Source organism: Epilithonimonas sp. KH_059, assembly GCF_057838485.1.
This window is the reverse complement of the sequence record NZ_CM174468.1, coordinates 2021814-2038158: the sequence shown is the minus strand read 5'-3', so window position 1 is coordinate 2038158 and position 16345 is coordinate 2021814. Positions and strand designations below refer to the sequence as shown.

Genomic DNA, 16345 nt, shown 5'->3' with positions numbered 1-16345 from the left:
TTCCAGAAGCTTCCCTCCCTTGTCAATTCACCCAATTTAAGCGCTCTTTCAGCGTTAGAAAGAATTCTTTCAGAAAAGAAAAACCGCCCCAAACTAAGTTCGAGACGGCCTTTCTAATAATTTAACGCAATAACGCAATCATTTTTCCGTATTTAATCCAATACTTCTGAAATCGGATTGCCCACAGTCCCACTTGGATTCTCAATTTTCAAGATTTGAGCGAGTGTAGGAGCAATATCACTCATATGGTAAGGTTTTGAACTAGACCCTTTTTTGATTCCTGTCCCCATAAAGAGTAAAGGTATGTGCGAATCATAAGAGTTCCAAACACTATGTGTTGTCCCCGTTTTTGAATAGGATGGCAAAAGACCATCTTGTGGAATAATCTGAATATCTCCACTCCGCTGCCAATGATACCCATTGGTCATTCGAGTCTTTATAGGCTCTGGAATTGCAGCCTCAGCGAGTTTTCTTAGCTCAACTGCGTAGAGAACACTTTTCTTCTGATTCAGCCAGTCGACCACATGGCTTGCCACGTCATCATACTCTAGATCCGCAGACTTAATCGTTTTTTTATTTAGGTACACTTGGTAGTTTTGAAACCCTAAAACTAAATCTTGTTTTCCAAACTCGCTTTGCAACTCCTTCTGTAAATCTTCGATAAGTTCTGGGTCAAAAAAGCCACTTTTTAGTTTATTCTCCTTCATAAATCCTTCGGAATGGGCTGCACCGTGGTCTGCAGTCAAAAAGACCAGGTAATTTCCTTTGCCTACTTTCTGATCTAATGCCTTGAAGAATTCAGCAAGATCTCGGTCGAGTCGTATGTATGTATCTTGGACTTCAATGGAATTTGGACCAAATTTATGTCCCACATAATCGGTGGAGGCAAGATTTACCACCAAGAAATCTGAATCCTCATCTTTTCCAAGATCGTAACCGTCCACAGCAGCAGTAGCAGCCAAAAACGTAAGTGTATTTCCAAAAGGTGTACTTCGAATCACATTTTTGTCTTTATCAAAATCCGCTAGCAGATTTTTATAAGGAAAAGTGGGATTTTTCGAACTTCCTAAAAGTCCTTCCCAAGGAACATCGTCTCTTGTGCTTTCCTTATATTCTTTTGGGTTTAATACTAGATTCCACCCTTTAGAAACTAAAGATCTGGCGTGGTTTTTAGCATTAAAATCTTGTAGCCATTTGGGAAGTTCATTCATATAGTAAGAACTCGTCACAAAATGTCCATTCCCTTCATCAAACCAAAAGGCTCCTAAAGGATTATGTCCGGCCGGCAAAATGGAGGCGCGGTCCTTTAACGATACTCCAACTACTTTTGAACGAAAGCTAGTGGCAATACCTAATTGATCTGTGATTGTACTGCTATTCAAATTAATTGGCGAATGACTTCCAATTTTGTTTGAACTTGCCCCTACTCCCTTCACTTGGGTATCGGTCGTGCAATAAACACTCTCACCGGTCTCACGATCAAGCCAGTCATTTCCGGCAATTCCATGAATCGAAGGAACGGACCCTGTATATACGGAAGTATGTCCAATAGCGGTAACGGTAGGAATGTAATCAATCATTACATTGCTAAAGTTATACCCCTCACGAATCATACGATTAAAACCATCATTTCCATAATGATCTTGATAGCGATTTAGATAATCCCATCTCATTTGGTCGACCACAAGTCCCACCACAAGTTTAGGAGTTTGATTCTTGGAAGACGTCGCCGTTTGCGCGCCTAGACTAAGGCTTATGAACAAGCCAAGAAATAATAATCTCAAATTATTACGCATGCTTTAATATTTTAGACAAATTTACTATAAATAGACGATTTAAAGGCCCAAAGAAAAAAATTCACATCTTATTAATATTCGAAAAGCCCGATCCTTAGGCCGCTTGAATTCATAATAAAGATTAGATTCTTAGATAAGGAGGAACAATAAAATGGATATTGTACCCACCTCAAACAAAATCTTGGGGGTTTAGATATAAAAAAACCTCGCAGAAGCGAGGTTCAAAGTAAAGTTATTTACTTTTAAAATTTTAGATCGTTATTGACCGCTTTCACAGCCTCTGCAGCGGCATTAAATTTCTCTTTTTCTTTGTCGCTAAGTGGAATATTGACAATTTCTTCTACTCCATTTTTTCCGATGATAGCCGGTACGCCTAAACAAATGTCATTTTGCCCGTATTCACCCTCTAAAAGAAGGGAACAAGGAATCATCTTTTTCTGATCGCAAGCAATCGCTTGCACCATTACAGAAACTGCAGCACCTGGTGCATACCATGCAGAAGTACCTAACAATTTAGTTAACGTAGCACCTCCCACTTTGGTTTCTTCTACCACGTAATCAATCTGATCTTGGCTTAAGAACTCAGTTACGGGAACGCCATTTCTAGTTGCTTTACTAATTAAAGGAAGCATCCCGGTATCGCTGTGTGCAGCAATCACCATTCCGTCTACATCGGAAATTGGCGCCTCTAACGCTTCTGCTAACCTGTATTTGAACCTTGCGCTATCAAGGGCTCCTCCCATCCCAATAATACGGTTTTTAGGAAGTCCTGACGTCTTATGAACAAGGTATGCCATGGTGTCCATTGGATTAGATACAATAATAATAATCACATTTGGGGAATGCGCTACTAGATTTTTAGTAACCTCACTTACGATTCCTGCGTTGATTCCAATGAGTTCCTCACGGGTCATCCCTGGTTTACGAGGAATTCCTGAAGTAATCACAGCAATATCTGAATTTGCAGTTTTGCTGTAATCTCCTGTGGTTCCCACAATTTTCGTGTCAAATCCGTTCAATGAGGCAGTTTGCATTAAATCCATAGCCTTTCCTTCTGCAAATCCTTCCTTAATATCGACTACTACCACTTCCGAACAAAAATTCTTCATGGCAATATATTCTGCACAACTAGCTCCTACAGCGCCTGCTCCTACGACGGTTACTTTCATAATTTTATTTGATTTTTAATAGATTTTAAATTTCGAATTGATTCTCACAAAAGAGAAATTTGTAAAGTATTCAAATTTACGAATAAGTTCGATTTTACACAATTCCAAGCGACATATTTTAATTTCTTGTCTGCCCCTAAAGAATACGAGCTACTTTTCTTCTTCAAAATAAAGTCGATAGTATTTTCCTTTTTCGTCTTGTCCCGTCTCAATGAGCTTGCGATCTCCATGCACGTATATGTGAAAATTCTTATCGAGTTTGATAACACTCTTAAAATATCTAGCATTCTTTTTAACCGCGGATTCATTTATCACAAAATCTTCCGCAATGGAAACTTGCATGTCTTGCTCATAGTCGGTTTTGTAATTGACAAAACTTTCAATTACACTCTGATCTTCTAAAACGTTGGATGTAAAATCTTCGAACTCGAACTGATCTCTATCTTTAAAAAAGGAAATGGATTTATTTAAAAAATCGGCTTGATCTGCTTTAGAAATTTCAAACTCTTGGGGCAGTTGTTTGGTTATGAAATCCTTATACACAGCTAAGGTTTCTTGCGTGTGAAAATAGGCATCATTTCTTTGCTTGACTTTCAAAAAATCTTCAAACCAATAATACTCATCCCCGTTCTTGTTTTGGTCTAATACCGAAACTGCAAATCCAAGTTCTGAATCTACATTATAAATCACACAACCTTTGTCAAGTTTTGTAAGCCCAATTCCATAATCCTTATTAAGATCAAAAGACTCCTCTGAGGGTTCAATTTTCAAAAAGGGAAGCTTGGTTTCTGTTTTAAAAAGGCCCACTTTAGCCACCGAAGTTTCATCTCCTTCTTCAGGTTCAAAATAGCACACAAACAAATCTCCTCCTTGCACTCTTGGATTTTGAGTTATCTCAAACAAATGGGTTGCAATGTTTTCACTTTCAGTTAAAAATACGCTAGGATCCTCAAAGATCTGGTTAACTGCCTGATAAATGGGGTTTTGATTCAAATAGGTATCGCTATAGAATTGAAACTGCTCATCACTTTTAAACCCTTTTAAGAAAAAATCAGTAAGCGACTCCTTCATACCTTCCTCCACTTCCAACTCTTCAGAGGAAATACGTAGACCTTCACCGTTAATTTTATTACCTACACGGTGTACTATAATTTTTGAAAACATTTCTTAGATTTTTGTTGAAATGCAAAAGTATCTAATTCCTTCTAATTCCAAAGCTCTAAATCTCCTCATAATAACAAAAAATGCATTTTGACCACTAACAGTCCCGTCTCCTGCAATCAGGTTTGCGTTTGGACAATAAAATTTAGGAAACTTTCATTCTAAATAGAAGGCACAGAAAAAAGCCTTACCATTGACCAAATATTCTTTTAGAATATTATTTGCCCAGATTCGAAATTGGATTCCTTGTTTGGATTTCACTCGATAACCTGCAGAGATAATGACATCTAAATTATAATATCTCGCATTTTTATACTGGTTTTTTCCTTTGATAGAACCATATTGAGTGGTATGTCGGAAATCCCGACATACCACTTCTTCTAAACTTTACGCTATGAATCATATAAACCTGCTTCTTCGCTTGCGTTCATCAGGTCGATCAAATGTTGTTTCTGATCTGCTTTCATTTCGATAAGCTTAATGAGATACAAAATTACAACAAATCGATAAAAATCAACTATTAATAAAAAAACAAAAAAAATCGCTGCAAACATTACGTTTGCAGCGATTTAATTTTATTTCAATCGATGTTAATCGATGAAAATGGCTAATTACTTGACTTCTTCAAAATCAGCATCTTGCACATCATCAGAAGCAGGACCTTGGTCTTGTTGTGAGTCACCACCTTGCCCAGCTGCAGCAGCCTGTGCACTGTATAACTCTTCAGAAGCAGCTGTCCATGCAGCGTCTAAAGCTTCCGTTTTCGTCTTAATAGACTCAAGATCTTTGGTTTCATAAGCCGCTTTCAACTCGGTTAAAGCCGTCTCAATTCCCGCTTTTTTATCGGCTGATAATTTGTCTCCGAATTCTTTCAGTTGCTTTTCCGTTTGGAAGATAAGTGCATCCGCTTTATTAATCGCTTCGGCTTCTTCTTTACGTTTCGAGTCTGCAGCTGAATTTTCCTGAGCTTCTTTCTTCATTCTTTCAATTTCGTCTTCTGACAAACCTGAGCTAGCCTGAATCTTAATTGTTTGCTCTTTTCCAGTTCCTTTGTCTTTTGCAGACACACTTAGAATCCCGTTCGCATCAATATCAAAGGTTACTTCAATTTGAGGGACTCCTCTAGGTGCAGGCGGAATATCTTGCAAGTCAAAACGACCAATTTCTTTGTTATCGTTAAACATTGGACGCTCCCCTTGACCGACTCTAATACTTACCGCAGGTTGATTGTCTGAAGCCGTTGAGAACACTTCTGATTTCTTTGTTGGAATCGTCGTGTTTGCCTCAATTAGTTTCGTGAAAACAGAACCCATAGTTTCAATTCCTAAAGAAAGTGGAGTCACATCTAAAAGAAGTACATCTTTTACATCTCCTGTAAGTACTCCTCCTTGAATGGCAGCACCAATCGCTACCACCTCATCTGGGTTTACTCCTTTTGAAGGTTTTTTACCAAAGAATTTTTCTACTTCTTCCTGAATTTTAGGAATTCTAGTAGAACCCCCTACTAAGATTACCTCGTCAATATCACTCGCTGAAAGTCCAGCATCGGATAGAGCTTTTTTACAAGGTTCCATAGAGCGTCTTACTAGATCTTCAGAAAGTTGTTCGAATTTCGCTCTAGTTAGAGTTTTCACTAAGTGTTTTGGCCCACTGGCTGTGGCTGTAATGTAAGGAAGGTTTATTTCTGTCTGGGTAGAGGCAGAAACTTCAATTTTAGCTTTTTCAGAGGCCTCTTTTAGTCTCTGTAAGGCAATCGGATCTGCTTTTAGATCAACTCCCTCTTCTGCTTTAAATTCAGAGGCAAGCCAGTTGATAATCACGTTATCAAAGTCATCTCCTCCTAAATGGGTATCTCCGTTTGTAGACAATACTTCAAACACTCCATCTCCTAAATCTAGGATTGAGATATCAAAAGTTCCACCTCCTAAATCGTAGACCGCAATTTTTTGATCTTTATGGTTCTTATCAAGACCGTAGGCTAAAGCAGCAGCCGTAGGTTCGTTGATAATTCTCTCTACTGTAAGTCCTGCAATTTCACCTGCTTCTTTAGTCGCTTGTCTTTGCGCATCGTTAAAATAAGCAGGAACTGTGATCACCGCTCTAGTTACTTCTTGTCCTAGATAATCTTCTGCGGTCTTCTTCATTTTTTGAAGAGTCATTGCAGAAATTTCTTGTGGTGTGTATTCTCTGTCGTCAATTTTCACTTTCACAGAATCGTTCGCTCCTTTGAGAAGGTCGTACGGCACATGCGTGTCTTCTCCTTCTAAATTAGAGAAATGCGTTCCCATGTAACGCTTGATTGAACTAATGGTTTTTGTTGGGTTCGTTACTGCTTGTCTTTTGGCAGGATCCCCTACTTTTCTTTCTCCATCCTCTGTGAATGCTACAATGGATGGCGTTGTTCTTTTTCCCTCTGCGTTAGGAATAACCACGGGGTCTTTTCCTTCCATTACTGCAACGCAAGAGTTAGTGGTCCCAAGGTCAATACCGATTATTTTACTCATTGTCTATATATTTTTTTGTTAAATTAAATTTTCAAGGTCTCAATCTCTAAAAATATACCAAGCTAAAAAATATGACAAATTGACACAAAAAATAACAAAAACTCTTCGAATCACACTCGAATTGTACCCTAGGTTTTGCGCCTGACTCTAGGATTAGGACATTCTTTGTTTCAAATCTACAGAACCAAAATCCTGCACCCTTCTCCCTATACTAAGGAGCTCTCTACTCTTCTTTCTAAAAACAACAAAACGACCAAAGGAAACCTTTGGCCGTTTTAAGGATAAAAAATTTTTATCTATTTAAGGGTTAAGATGTATTCTACCATCTTAATTGCATTTTCTTGGCTAAGCCCTGCGTGAGGGGTCATTGGGATCTGGCCCCAAACGCCTACACTTCCCTCAATAATGTGTTTTGCGAGAACGTCTTTGTCTGCGTCTGTATACTTTGCAGCGACGTCTTTATAAGAAGGTCCAATTAGGGTTGCATCTTCTTTGTGGCAGGTTAGGCAGTCCATTCCTTGAATCAAAGTAAGGCCTTCATCTTGCGCCGGAGCTGCGTCCGCAGAAGCAACAGGTTCCTCAATCATCACATTAGATTCTACTCCTGAATCTTCTCCTTTTTTGGAACAAGCAATTACCACTGCGCCCATTAAAACTAGCATTGCGATCTTTTTCATAGTCTTTTAAATTAAAGTATTAGTTATAGGTTTTACGTACGTTTGATTGCAAAGATAGAAAATAAATGCATGCAATGACAGCTAACAAGAATCATTTCACCCCTATGACCAGGGTCATAAATCTTTTATCAAAAAATTCACTAAATTTGAGACGAACCAACGAAATCTATTATGAAAAGACGCCGATTTTTCGAATTATCGTTATTAGCATTTGCCCTAATTTCTTGCGGCAGTGATAAAGCTGAAGGTTCGATTCCTGCGAGTTCCCAAACGACCTCGGTAGCGGAAAAATCCTCAGGGGTGGAGGCGTACGATCCGACTAGAGGAATTGGACAGTACGACGAGAGCAACGTAGATTTAAGCACATTTGACCCTGAGCTCGCTGCAAAAGGCAAAGGCATTGCAGATGTAAAATGCATCACTTGCCATAAAACATCGGACGAAAAACTCGTCGGTCCCGGTTGGAAAGGGATCACAAAAAGACAGACTCCCCATTGGATCTTGAATTTTATTTCGAACCCTGATCCTATGCTTGATGTCGATCCCGATTTGCAAAAACAATTGGAACTCTGTCTTGTCCGAATGCCAAATCAGGCTCTTGCGGACACGGAAGCGAGGCAGCTCCTTGAATACATGCGTGAAATCGATGGCGCTAAATAACGTATTTGAATTCCCCCTTAATTTCCTAAGTCAGTCTCCTTTATCAAGGGACTATTTTCAACACCGGTCTTGCTTTTAAACTTAAAAGAAGGGCAAGAACGCTAAGAGAAATCCCGATCGAAATTGCAACCAAAATAGGAGCAGTAAATGGGATCCCAATGTACTTCACCGAGAAAACTCCCATTAGGCCTAAAACGGCCTGATTGAGGAAGATGAAAAGAAGAACACATTGAAGAGATCGAGTGACTCTTTTCGTCATGAAAAACCGGTTGGTGGCCAAGATTTGATTGACTAGAAACATGGAAATGCACATCAACAATACCAAATGCAGATAAGCAATCACAACGTTTCGAAAACCAAAGGCAAATTGACTGATTTGAGGAACCACGGAAAAGAGTTGCAATAAGATTTTCACTGCAAAGGCAAACCCGACATACCAAAGAGTAAAACGGTGCATAGGCGAATAAGCCAAAACCAGTTTAGGCCAGTTTAATTTCACTAACCGCAGGAGTCGAAAAGCTCCATACGACTGCGACACTGCAGACAAAACGATAAGCGCGTACAGAGCCGGATCTAAATCCATCCACAAGATGGAGAGTCCAAATCCAAAAACAGCCCCGAAAAGCATCGGATAGAAAATCAGGTGGTTCTCTTTGGGCGAAATCTCTACGCCAATTCTCTTTAAGGACTCTAAGAAAAGACCTATTGCCACAAAGAGAAAACAGCCGTTGTACTGAAAATGCAAGTAAAAATAACTAGAAGCTAAATAAAGTTCTTGGTCGACAAGTCCGGTCGCTTTGCTAAGGCTCAAATAAAAAATACCCAGTGAGGAAAAAGCGGCGAGGCCCAGACCGACCTTAAACCATCGAACCACGAGAGACGGATCCTTCCAGAAGTCCTTTAAAAGAAAAGCAAGGAAAGCAAATCCAGTGAAAAGACAAATGCTGCAGGCCACTATGGAGAGCCAGTAGTACCCCGCGTAGAGGAAAGTAGGGATCATTAAAAGAGCCCCGATCGCATTTAGTACCAGGAGCACTCGGTACTTTTGAAGCTTGGCTAAAGCCAAATGCTTTTGAATGTAAATCAACATCAGTACGTAAAGTACTTGGGTTACCCATCCATAGAATGCAAAATGAGAATGGGCCTCTTGAAGAAATTTTTGGTCCAATTGAGGCAAAGAAAATGCAATCTTATAGCGCATTATAGTGCCCAATACAGCGACCAGAAAAAGATTCAGAATAGAGAACTTTAACCAGAACACTTGATTTTTCATAGTTGAATTTGTTTTTATAGCTTCTTTTATGATGAGATACTGCGAAATTCTATCCGTAGACTTTACACAAATATTTTTCCTTTTACAATTTCAAGTCGACCGCTTCTTTCCATTCTTTTGACGGTCCGAATGACCGTCTCGATTCGGAGTCCCGTCATGAGGGAAAGTTCTTTACGCGTCAACTCGACCCTAGTTTTGCTTACTTCTTCACCGAAGTTCTCTTTCTTATACTCAAGCAAATGGGTGTAAATCTGTTCTTCTGGATTTAAAAACACGAGATTCTTCATCGATAGACTTTTGCGAAGGGATTTCTCCGCTACCGACATAGTAAAGTAAAGCATTTGATCGGGTCTCGCTTGAAGGTACTCTAAAAAGAGTGTTCTTTTTAACCGAAGCACACGGGCACTTTGTGAGTACACCTCCACATGACCCGGAAATGGCTTTTGAAGAAGAACTGCGGGCTCAGCGAAAAAACTCCCCTCGCTTACGCGGTGCTGCAGAAACTCCTTTCCATCTTGTGTTAAATTAAAAACAAAGAGCTCTCCTTCCATTAAATAATAAAAGCAGTCCGAACAGTCGCCTTCCTTTAGGATAAGGTCCCCTTTTCGGTACATTTTCTCTTCACATAAGGCTGCATTTTCAATACAATCGTCGATCAAAAAAGCCATAGAGTATCGGGTTAGTAGAATTCAAAGGTAGGAAGATTTTTTTTACGAAACCTTGTGACTTAGCCCATATATATCATCTTTTCGAGCATAAAATTTCTTATTTTTGACAAAAGAACACCCATGTCGGCACCATTTAATCCTCGGGACATCACTTGGCTCGCTTTTAACGAAAGAGTCATGCAAGAAGCGAACGATCCGAGCGTCCCTTTACCGTTACGAATTCGATTTCTAGGAATCTTTTCAAACAACCTAGACGAATTTTTTCGGGTCCGTGTTGCAGGTCTAAAACGAGCCATGGATTTTAAGGACAAATTCATTACGGATTCCTTTTTCCAGCCTCCTTCCAAGATACTCTCCAAAATCAATGAAATTGTAATTGATCAACAAAGAGCCTTTGACCGCACCTGGGAAGACATCCAAAATGAAATGGCCCAAGAGGGCGTATACATTAAATCTCCCCACGAACTCAGCAAGTCGCAGAAAGAATTTGTCGCGGTCTATTTTGATCAAGAAGTAGAAAGCAACGTAATTCCCATTCTGTTAAATGAAAACACGACGATGCCTTATTTGCGAGACAAAAGCTTATACATCGGCATTGCGATGCGAAAGAAAAAACACCAATACCAAAGCCATTACGCAATTATAGAGGTGCCTTCTCGTATGCTGGGTCGTTTCACCCTGCTGCCTTCCAAAAAAGGACAACAGGATGTAATGCTGCTCGAGGATGTGATTATTGCAAACCTCCCGCACATTTTCTCCTATTTTGGATTTGACGAATTTGAAGCGCACTGTTTCAAAGTCACAAAGGATGCTGAATTTGATTTGGACAACGATATTAAGACTACCCTGGCGGAGAAAATTGACAAAGCTGTGAAGTCTAGACGAAAAGGCAAACCGACTCGTTTTGTGTTTGACCAAGATATGGACATAGCGCTGTTAGAGTTTTTGATCCGTAAACTTCATTTGACCTCGAAAGACAGTATTATTCCAGGGAAAAAAATTCACAACTTTAAGCACTTCATGGATTTCCCTGCGGTCTTTTCAGCCGTGAAAACTCCAGAGCAAAGAACCAGTTTCACTCATCCTGAATTCGCCTTGGGGCAAAGGGTAACGGAAGTGGTATTAAAAAAGGACGTACTTTTTACGTTTCCTTATCATAGTTTCACACCCGTCATTGATCTATTAAGAGAATCTGCAATGGATCCCCATGTTCGGACGATTCAAATTACGGCTTACCGTCTCGCAACCAATTCTAAGATTGTCAATGCCCTGATTAACGCAGCGCGTAATGGCAAACAAGTAACCATCATGCTTGAACTTCGAGCTCGGTTTGATGAGGAAAACAATTTAAAATGGAAAGAAAGACTAGAACTGGAAGGGATTAAAGTACTGCTTGGCATTCCAAACAAGAAAGTCCACGCAAAATTATGCGTGATCAAAAAACGATTAAACAATAAGACCTATCAGTATGGCTTTATTAGTACAGGGAATCTGCATGAAAAGACGGCTAAAATCTACTCCGACAACCTTTTAATGACATCGGATCGAACGATCATGGCAGACATCAACAAAGTTTTCGAGGTGTTAAAAAAACCAAAGTCTGATTTGGAGCTCTCGCTTAAAACTTGCAAAAAACTACTCGTTTGCCCCAAATACATGCGTGAAAAGATTGAGTGGCATATTGCCCGCGAAATTTCCGAAGCGAAAGCAGGTCGAAAAGCCCTGATCATCGTGAAGGTCAACTCCCTTAGCGACCGGGAAATTATACAACATCTTTACGAGGCTGCGAAACTAGGAGTCGTGATAAAGCTGATTGTCAGAGGAATCTACTGCCCAGTGAATCAAAAGGAATTTGTAAACCCTATTGAAGCCATAAGCATCGTAGACGAATACCTTGAGCATTCTCGTCTCATGTATTTTTATAACAAAGGATCGGAAGATGTTTACCTTTCCTCTGCCGATTGGATGACAAGAAACCTTGACTATCGGATTGAAGCGGCGGTTCCGATCAAAGACAAAGCTCTAAAACAAGAAATCAAAGAAATGTTGCAAATTCAACTTAAAGACAATGTGAAAAGCCGAATTTTAGACAACAAATTAAAAAATAAATACAAAACTACAGACGACAGACCTTTTCGTTCCCAAATTGAAATCTATAAGTATCTGAAAGCCAAGCTCCCTACCGATACGCTCACTTAAAACGAAAATCTAAATACGAATTCTTTACTTTTGTAAAAATCCAGACCCAATGAAGATCGCCGCCATAGACATAGGTAGTAATGCCGCTAGACTCTTAATTAATGAAGTTCTTTCTACTGAAAACGAAGGAAAAGCAGAATATGTTAAACTAAATCTACTGCGCATTCCTCTACGTCTTGGAATGGATGTCTTTTCCTATGGAGAAATCCGAGCAGAGCGAGAGAAAATGATTTTAAATTGCATGAAGATCTTTTCGCAGCTGATGAAAATGTATGGAGTGGAGCATTACCGAGCTTGTGCCACGAGTGCAATGCGTGATGCGAGCAACGGCAAGCAGATCATTGAAAAAGTCAAAGAAACTTCGGGTATTGGAATCGAAATCATTTCCGGAGATGAGGAAGCAAGCTTAATCTACGAAAATCATATTGCAGAGACACTCGATACCCATTTCGGCTATTTATACATTGACGTGGGAGGAGGTTCCACTGAACTTATGTATTTTGAGAACGGAGAACTTCTATATAAGCGTTCTTTTAATATTGGCACCATCCGACTACTTAACGGTCTAGTGGAAAAAGAACATTGGGAAGAAATGAAAACGGCTGTAAAAACGAGCATCCTATCAGACAAACCCAAAGTCGCCATTGGTTCCGGAGGAAACATCAATAAACTTTTTTCGCTTAGCAAAACAAAAGATTCGAAACCTCTTTCGGCTCAAACTCTAAAAAAATACTACAAAGAGCTCTCTGCTCTCTCAGTACAAGAGCGAATGAGCCAGTATCAGCTTCGAGAGGACCGAGCCGATGTTCTAGTCCCCGCTTTAGAAATATTCAATAAAGTGATGAATTGGAGTCAAATCAATAAAATTTACGTCCCTAAGATCTCTGTGGCGGATGGTTTAATTCATAGTATTTATGAAAATTTGCAACCTGATCAGAAATAACTATCTTTATCCAGGCTGCAAAAAAAGTAGCATCTATTAAGTAAAAAAATAAATCCCATGAAGAAAACGCCTTTATCTACCCTTATCTTACCCGCTATTCTTGCCGTTGTATTTTTACTGGGCATTCTATGGGCTTATCCAATGTACAGAGTCTGGTCTCAAGAAATGGCTGGAAAAGCAGAATTCGCAAAGGCTGAACAAAACCGAAGAATCAAAATTGAAGAAGCGAAAGCGAATCTTGAAGCCGAAAAACTAAATGCACAAGCGGAAGTTGAACGCGCAAAAGGAGCCTCGGCTGCAATCAAAATTGAAAACGGCGCCCTATCGGACAAATACATCCAGTACTTGTGGGTTCGCCAACAAAACAACCTCAATGACAAAACGGTCATTTACATTCCGACAGAAGGAAATCTGCCTCTTCTAGAAGCAGGTCGAAATGCAGGACCAAAAACAAACAGAGCTGCTAGCGAATAACGCTTGCAGCTCTGTTTACTACTTTTCTTTAAGACTTAGTCCGCTATATTAACGACTTCTTTAATTTCAGGGGCAAATTGCTTAATTGTATTTTCCACGCCTAATTTCATCGTCGAAAAGCTCATCGGACAACCGTTGCAGTTCCCGTGCAATTTCACAATCACTTTCTCGCCTTCGACATCAATAAGTTCGATATCCCCTCCGTCTCCATTAAGAAACGGACGAATGCTTTCCAGTGCTTCTAGCACCTTGGTTACTGTTTGTTCATGAACTCCATTCTCTTTCATTGTGTCTGTTTTATTTCTTTGGTGAACACCCCGCCATGGTGGTGATTTTCACCGCTTCGGTTGGAGGTAAATTGGTATTCCGCTCCACTAGACTCTCGATCATAGCTTGCGCAGTTTTAATATAAACCTCTTCTATTTTTGAGCCTTCTTGCAGCGCAGCAGGTCTTCCGACATCGCCGGCTTCTCTTATACTTTGAATCAAAGGTATTTCCCCTAAAATCGGAATGTTTAAATCTTGCGCTAAATACTGCGCTCCTTGATTTCCAAAGATATAGTATTTATTGTCTGGCAATTCTTCCGGTGTAAAGTAAGACATATTTTCAATCAAACCAAGGACTGGAATATTGATACTTTCCATCGTAAACATAGCAATTCCCTTTCTTACGTCTGCAAGTGCGACATGTTGAGGAGTACTTACAATTACAGCACCTGTGACAGGTACTTCTTGAATGATGGAGAGGTGAATATCTCCCGTTCCTGGAGGAAGATCCACCAAAAGGAAATCGAGTTCTCCCCAATAGGCATCACGAATCATTTGATTTAACGCTTTTGACGCCATAGGACCTCTCCAAACTACAGCTTGGTTCGCTCCCGAAAAATAACCAATGGAAAGCATTTTCACGCCATAATTTTCCACAGGCTTCATCAAGTTTTTCCCATTCACTTCCACAGAAATTGGTTTCTGACCTTCTGTGTCAAGCATAGTGGGAACGGAAGGACCGTAAATATCTGCATCTAGTAAACCGACCTTGAAGCCCATCTTGGCTAAAGTGACGGCTAGATTGGCTGCCACAGTAGATTTCCCTACTCCCCCTTTTCCAGAAGCTATGGCAATTATATTTTGAATACCTGGAATGGTTTTTCCCTTAATCTGGCTCTGTTGAATCTCAGAGGGCTCAGGTGAGGAAATCTTTAAATTTAATGAGAGGTTTTCGCCAAATTGAGAAGCAAAGGCCTGCTTCATGGCGACTTCTAATTTTTTCTTTTCATGCATTGCGGGAGAATGCGCTTTCATGTCGATATAGACATCGTCTCCCATCACTTGCAAATTGGTCACTAAATCATCAACTTCGATCTCTTTGAGGAAGTCTTGAACTTGTATTTTTGTTGGCATATTTACACTTTCTAATACCACAAAATTACGGAATTTAATCCACAATTTAGAATCAGTAAAATTAAGGGAGGCTGATATCAATCATGCCGCTCATCAGTGCTCGATTTTTGATTTTTCCCACGCAGTAACAAAGCAATTAAGAAAGCGGCAAAGGAAGGAATAACCCATTCTAAACTGTGTTCAAACAAAGGGAGTGAGGATCTAAACGATTCGATGGACTCAGAAAACAGTCCAAAGTGCTGCAACACCGCAAGCAAAGCTAAAATTGTGGAGACTCCTATGGCGACAAGATATGGGAGTTTTGAAAAGACAAATTTCCCAAAAAGCAAAAGAGTTAGAATCAGCGTAAAGGTAATTGGATAAACAAAACCTAAAATAACTACGGCATACTCAATAATTTCGTCGACTCCTTGCACCGAAAAGAAGGCCGACACTAAACAAGTCGCTAGCACTCCTATACGATAGGGAATCTTTCCTTTGGTGATATCTTCAGCAAAACCTCCCATTGCTGAACTAAGGGCTATCGCTGTGGTAAGACAAGCGAAGGCGACCGCTACAGAAATCACATAAGTACCAGTGGAACCCAATAGGTCCGTCGAGATCTGCAATAGAAGCTCCGTTCTTGATAGATTCTCAGAAAGGGAAATACCTGAATGGGCTCCTAAAAAAATCAGTCCTCCATAAATAAAGAGTAGTGCTACCATAGAAATAAGACCTGCACTTAGGGTAACACGAAATTTTGCAAGTGGAGAATCAAATCCTTTTTGTTTTGCAGCGGTAATAATAATTCCCGCGAAGATCACGGAGGCAAGGACATCTAAGGTTTGATACCCTTCATGAAAAGCAGATACGAAGGATTTGGTTTGACTTAGCTGCGTCTCAACACTTGGAGCAAAGGGACTTACCATCCCAACGATGACAAGCAGACCTAAACTGAGGATGAGCAGTGGCGTCAGTACGTTTCCAATAATATCCACAATTTTCGATTTGGACGAAGAAAAAAAGTACACGATTGCAAAAAACAAAACGGCAAAAACATACTTATTAAAACCGGGCACGATAGGGAGGACCCCTACCTCAAATGTAGTCGCACCTGTTCTGGGAATTGCAACCAAAGGTCCGATGCACAACATGATCAATAGTCCAAGAAGACTCACCACTACAGGGTGAATTCGTCTCCCTAGGTCCGTAAAGCTATTTCCGTAGAGTACGACTGTTAGCACCCCTAAGAAAGGCGCAATAATTCCAGTCGTAAAAAATCCTGCAATCGCCATGGCCCATTCTTGACCGGATTGAAGTCCTATAAAAGGCGGGAGAATTAAATTTCCCGCCCCAAAAAACATTGCAAAAAGCGCAAACCCAAGGGTAATGGAAGCGCCAAAATATTTCTTCATTTCCTTTCTTAGTTTCTTAAGTCTTA

14 protein-coding genes and 1 pseudogene are annotated in these 16345 nt (G+C 40.0%); 4 read left to right on the top strand and 11 right to left on the bottom strand.

The window, feature by feature from the left end:
• Window positions 1-152: 152 nt before the first annotated feature.
• From pafA to AC3IRX_RS09595, 6 genes and pseudogenes are all read right to left on the bottom strand, one after another.
• A complete protein-coding gene (gene pafA / locus AC3IRX_RS09620) occupies window positions 153-1796 on the bottom strand; it encodes an alkaline phosphatase PafA (protein ID WP_489210015.1) in 1644 nt (547 codons plus the stop codon).
• A 242-nt stretch (window positions 1797-2038) separates the two neighbouring features.
• Window positions 2039-2965 (bottom strand): malate dehydrogenase, encoded by a 927-nt coding sequence (locus AC3IRX_RS09615; RefSeq protein ID WP_489210013.1) that lies wholly within the window; start codon window positions 2963-2965, stop codon window positions 2039-2041.
• A 150-nt stretch (window positions 2966-3115) separates the two neighbouring features.
• A complete protein-coding gene (locus AC3IRX_RS09610) occupies window positions 3116-4129 on the bottom strand; it encodes a nucleoid-associated protein (RefSeq protein WP_489210011.1) in 1014 nt (337 codons plus the stop codon).
• 186 nt (window positions 4130-4315) lie between these two features.
• Window positions 4316-4507: pseudogene (gene rhuM, locus AC3IRX_RS09605) on the bottom strand (RhuM family protein); the annotation flags it as partial.
• A 230-nt stretch (window positions 4508-4737) separates the two neighbouring features.
• On the bottom strand, window positions 4738-6630 hold the full coding sequence (gene dnaK, locus AC3IRX_RS09600; protein ID WP_489210009.1) for a molecular chaperone DnaK: 1893 nt from the start codon (window positions 6628-6630) through the stop codon (window positions 4738-4740).
• A gap of 296 nt (window positions 6631-6926) precedes the next feature.
• Window positions 6927-7307 carry a c-type cytochrome gene (locus AC3IRX_RS09595; protein WP_489210008.1) on the bottom strand — a complete coding sequence of 127 codons (381 nt, stop codon included), beginning with the start codon at window positions 7305-7307 and terminating at the stop codon, window positions 6927-6929.
• Window positions 7308-7478: 171 nt separating this feature from the next.
• Here AC3IRX_RS09595 and AC3IRX_RS09590 point away from each other — a divergent pair, with 171 nt between their 5' ends.
• On the top strand, window positions 7479-7967 hold the full coding sequence (locus AC3IRX_RS09590; protein ID WP_489210006.1) for a c-type cytochrome: 489 nt from the start codon (window positions 7479-7481) through the stop codon (window positions 7965-7967).
• A 43-nt stretch (window positions 7968-8010) separates the two neighbouring features.
• Here the strand turns inward: AC3IRX_RS09590 and AC3IRX_RS09585 are convergent, their stop codons facing one another.
• Window positions 8011-9240: a hypothetical protein gene (locus tag AC3IRX_RS09585; RefSeq protein WP_489210004.1), complete on the bottom strand. Its 1230-nt coding sequence runs from the start codon at window positions 9238-9240 to the stop codon at window positions 8011-8013.
• A gap of 62 nt (window positions 9241-9302) precedes the next feature.
• Entirely contained in the window at window positions 9303-9908 is a 606-nt protein-coding gene (locus AC3IRX_RS09580) for a Crp/Fnr family transcriptional regulator (protein ID WP_489210002.1), read from the bottom strand.
• A 120-nt stretch (window positions 9909-10028) separates the two neighbouring features.
• Here AC3IRX_RS09580 and ppk1 point away from each other — a divergent pair, with 120 nt between their 5' ends.
• From ppk1 to AC3IRX_RS09565, 3 genes are read left to right on the top strand one after another with little or no spacing between them, the layout of a single operon-like run.
• Entirely contained in the window at window positions 10029-12107 is a 2079-nt protein-coding gene (gene ppk1, locus AC3IRX_RS09575; RefSeq protein WP_489210000.1) for a polyphosphate kinase 1, read from the top strand.
• 49 nt (window positions 12108-12156) lie between these two features.
• Complete coding sequence (locus tag AC3IRX_RS09570; protein WP_489209998.1) at window positions 12157-13050, top strand: Ppx/GppA phosphatase family protein; 894 nt, start codon at window positions 12157-12159, stop codon at window positions 13048-13050.
• Between the two features lie 57 nt (window positions 13051-13107).
• Window positions 13108-13524: a hypothetical protein gene (locus AC3IRX_RS09565; RefSeq protein WP_489209996.1), complete on the top strand. Its 417-nt coding sequence runs from the start codon at window positions 13108-13110 to the stop codon at window positions 13522-13524.
• A gap of 35 nt (window positions 13525-13559) precedes the next feature.
• Here AC3IRX_RS09565 and AC3IRX_RS09560 read toward each other — a convergent pair whose 3' ends face one another.
• The 3 genes from AC3IRX_RS09560 to brnQ form a co-directional block, all read right to left on the bottom strand.
• Entirely contained in the window at window positions 13560-13811 is a 252-nt protein-coding gene (locus tag AC3IRX_RS09560; RefSeq protein WP_489209994.1) for a NifU family protein, read from the bottom strand.
• Window positions 13812-13821: 10 nt separating this feature from the next.
• A complete protein-coding gene (locus AC3IRX_RS09555) occupies window positions 13822-14925 on the bottom strand; it encodes an Mrp/NBP35 family ATP-binding protein (protein WP_489209993.1) in 1104 nt (367 codons plus the stop codon).
• A gap of 77 nt (window positions 14926-15002) precedes the next feature.
• Window positions 15003-16319, bottom strand: coding sequence for a branched-chain amino acid transport system II carrier protein (gene brnQ / locus AC3IRX_RS09550; RefSeq protein ID WP_489209991.1), 1317 nt, complete (start codon window positions 16317-16319; stop codon window positions 15003-15005).
• Window positions 16320-16345: the final 26 nt, after the last annotated feature.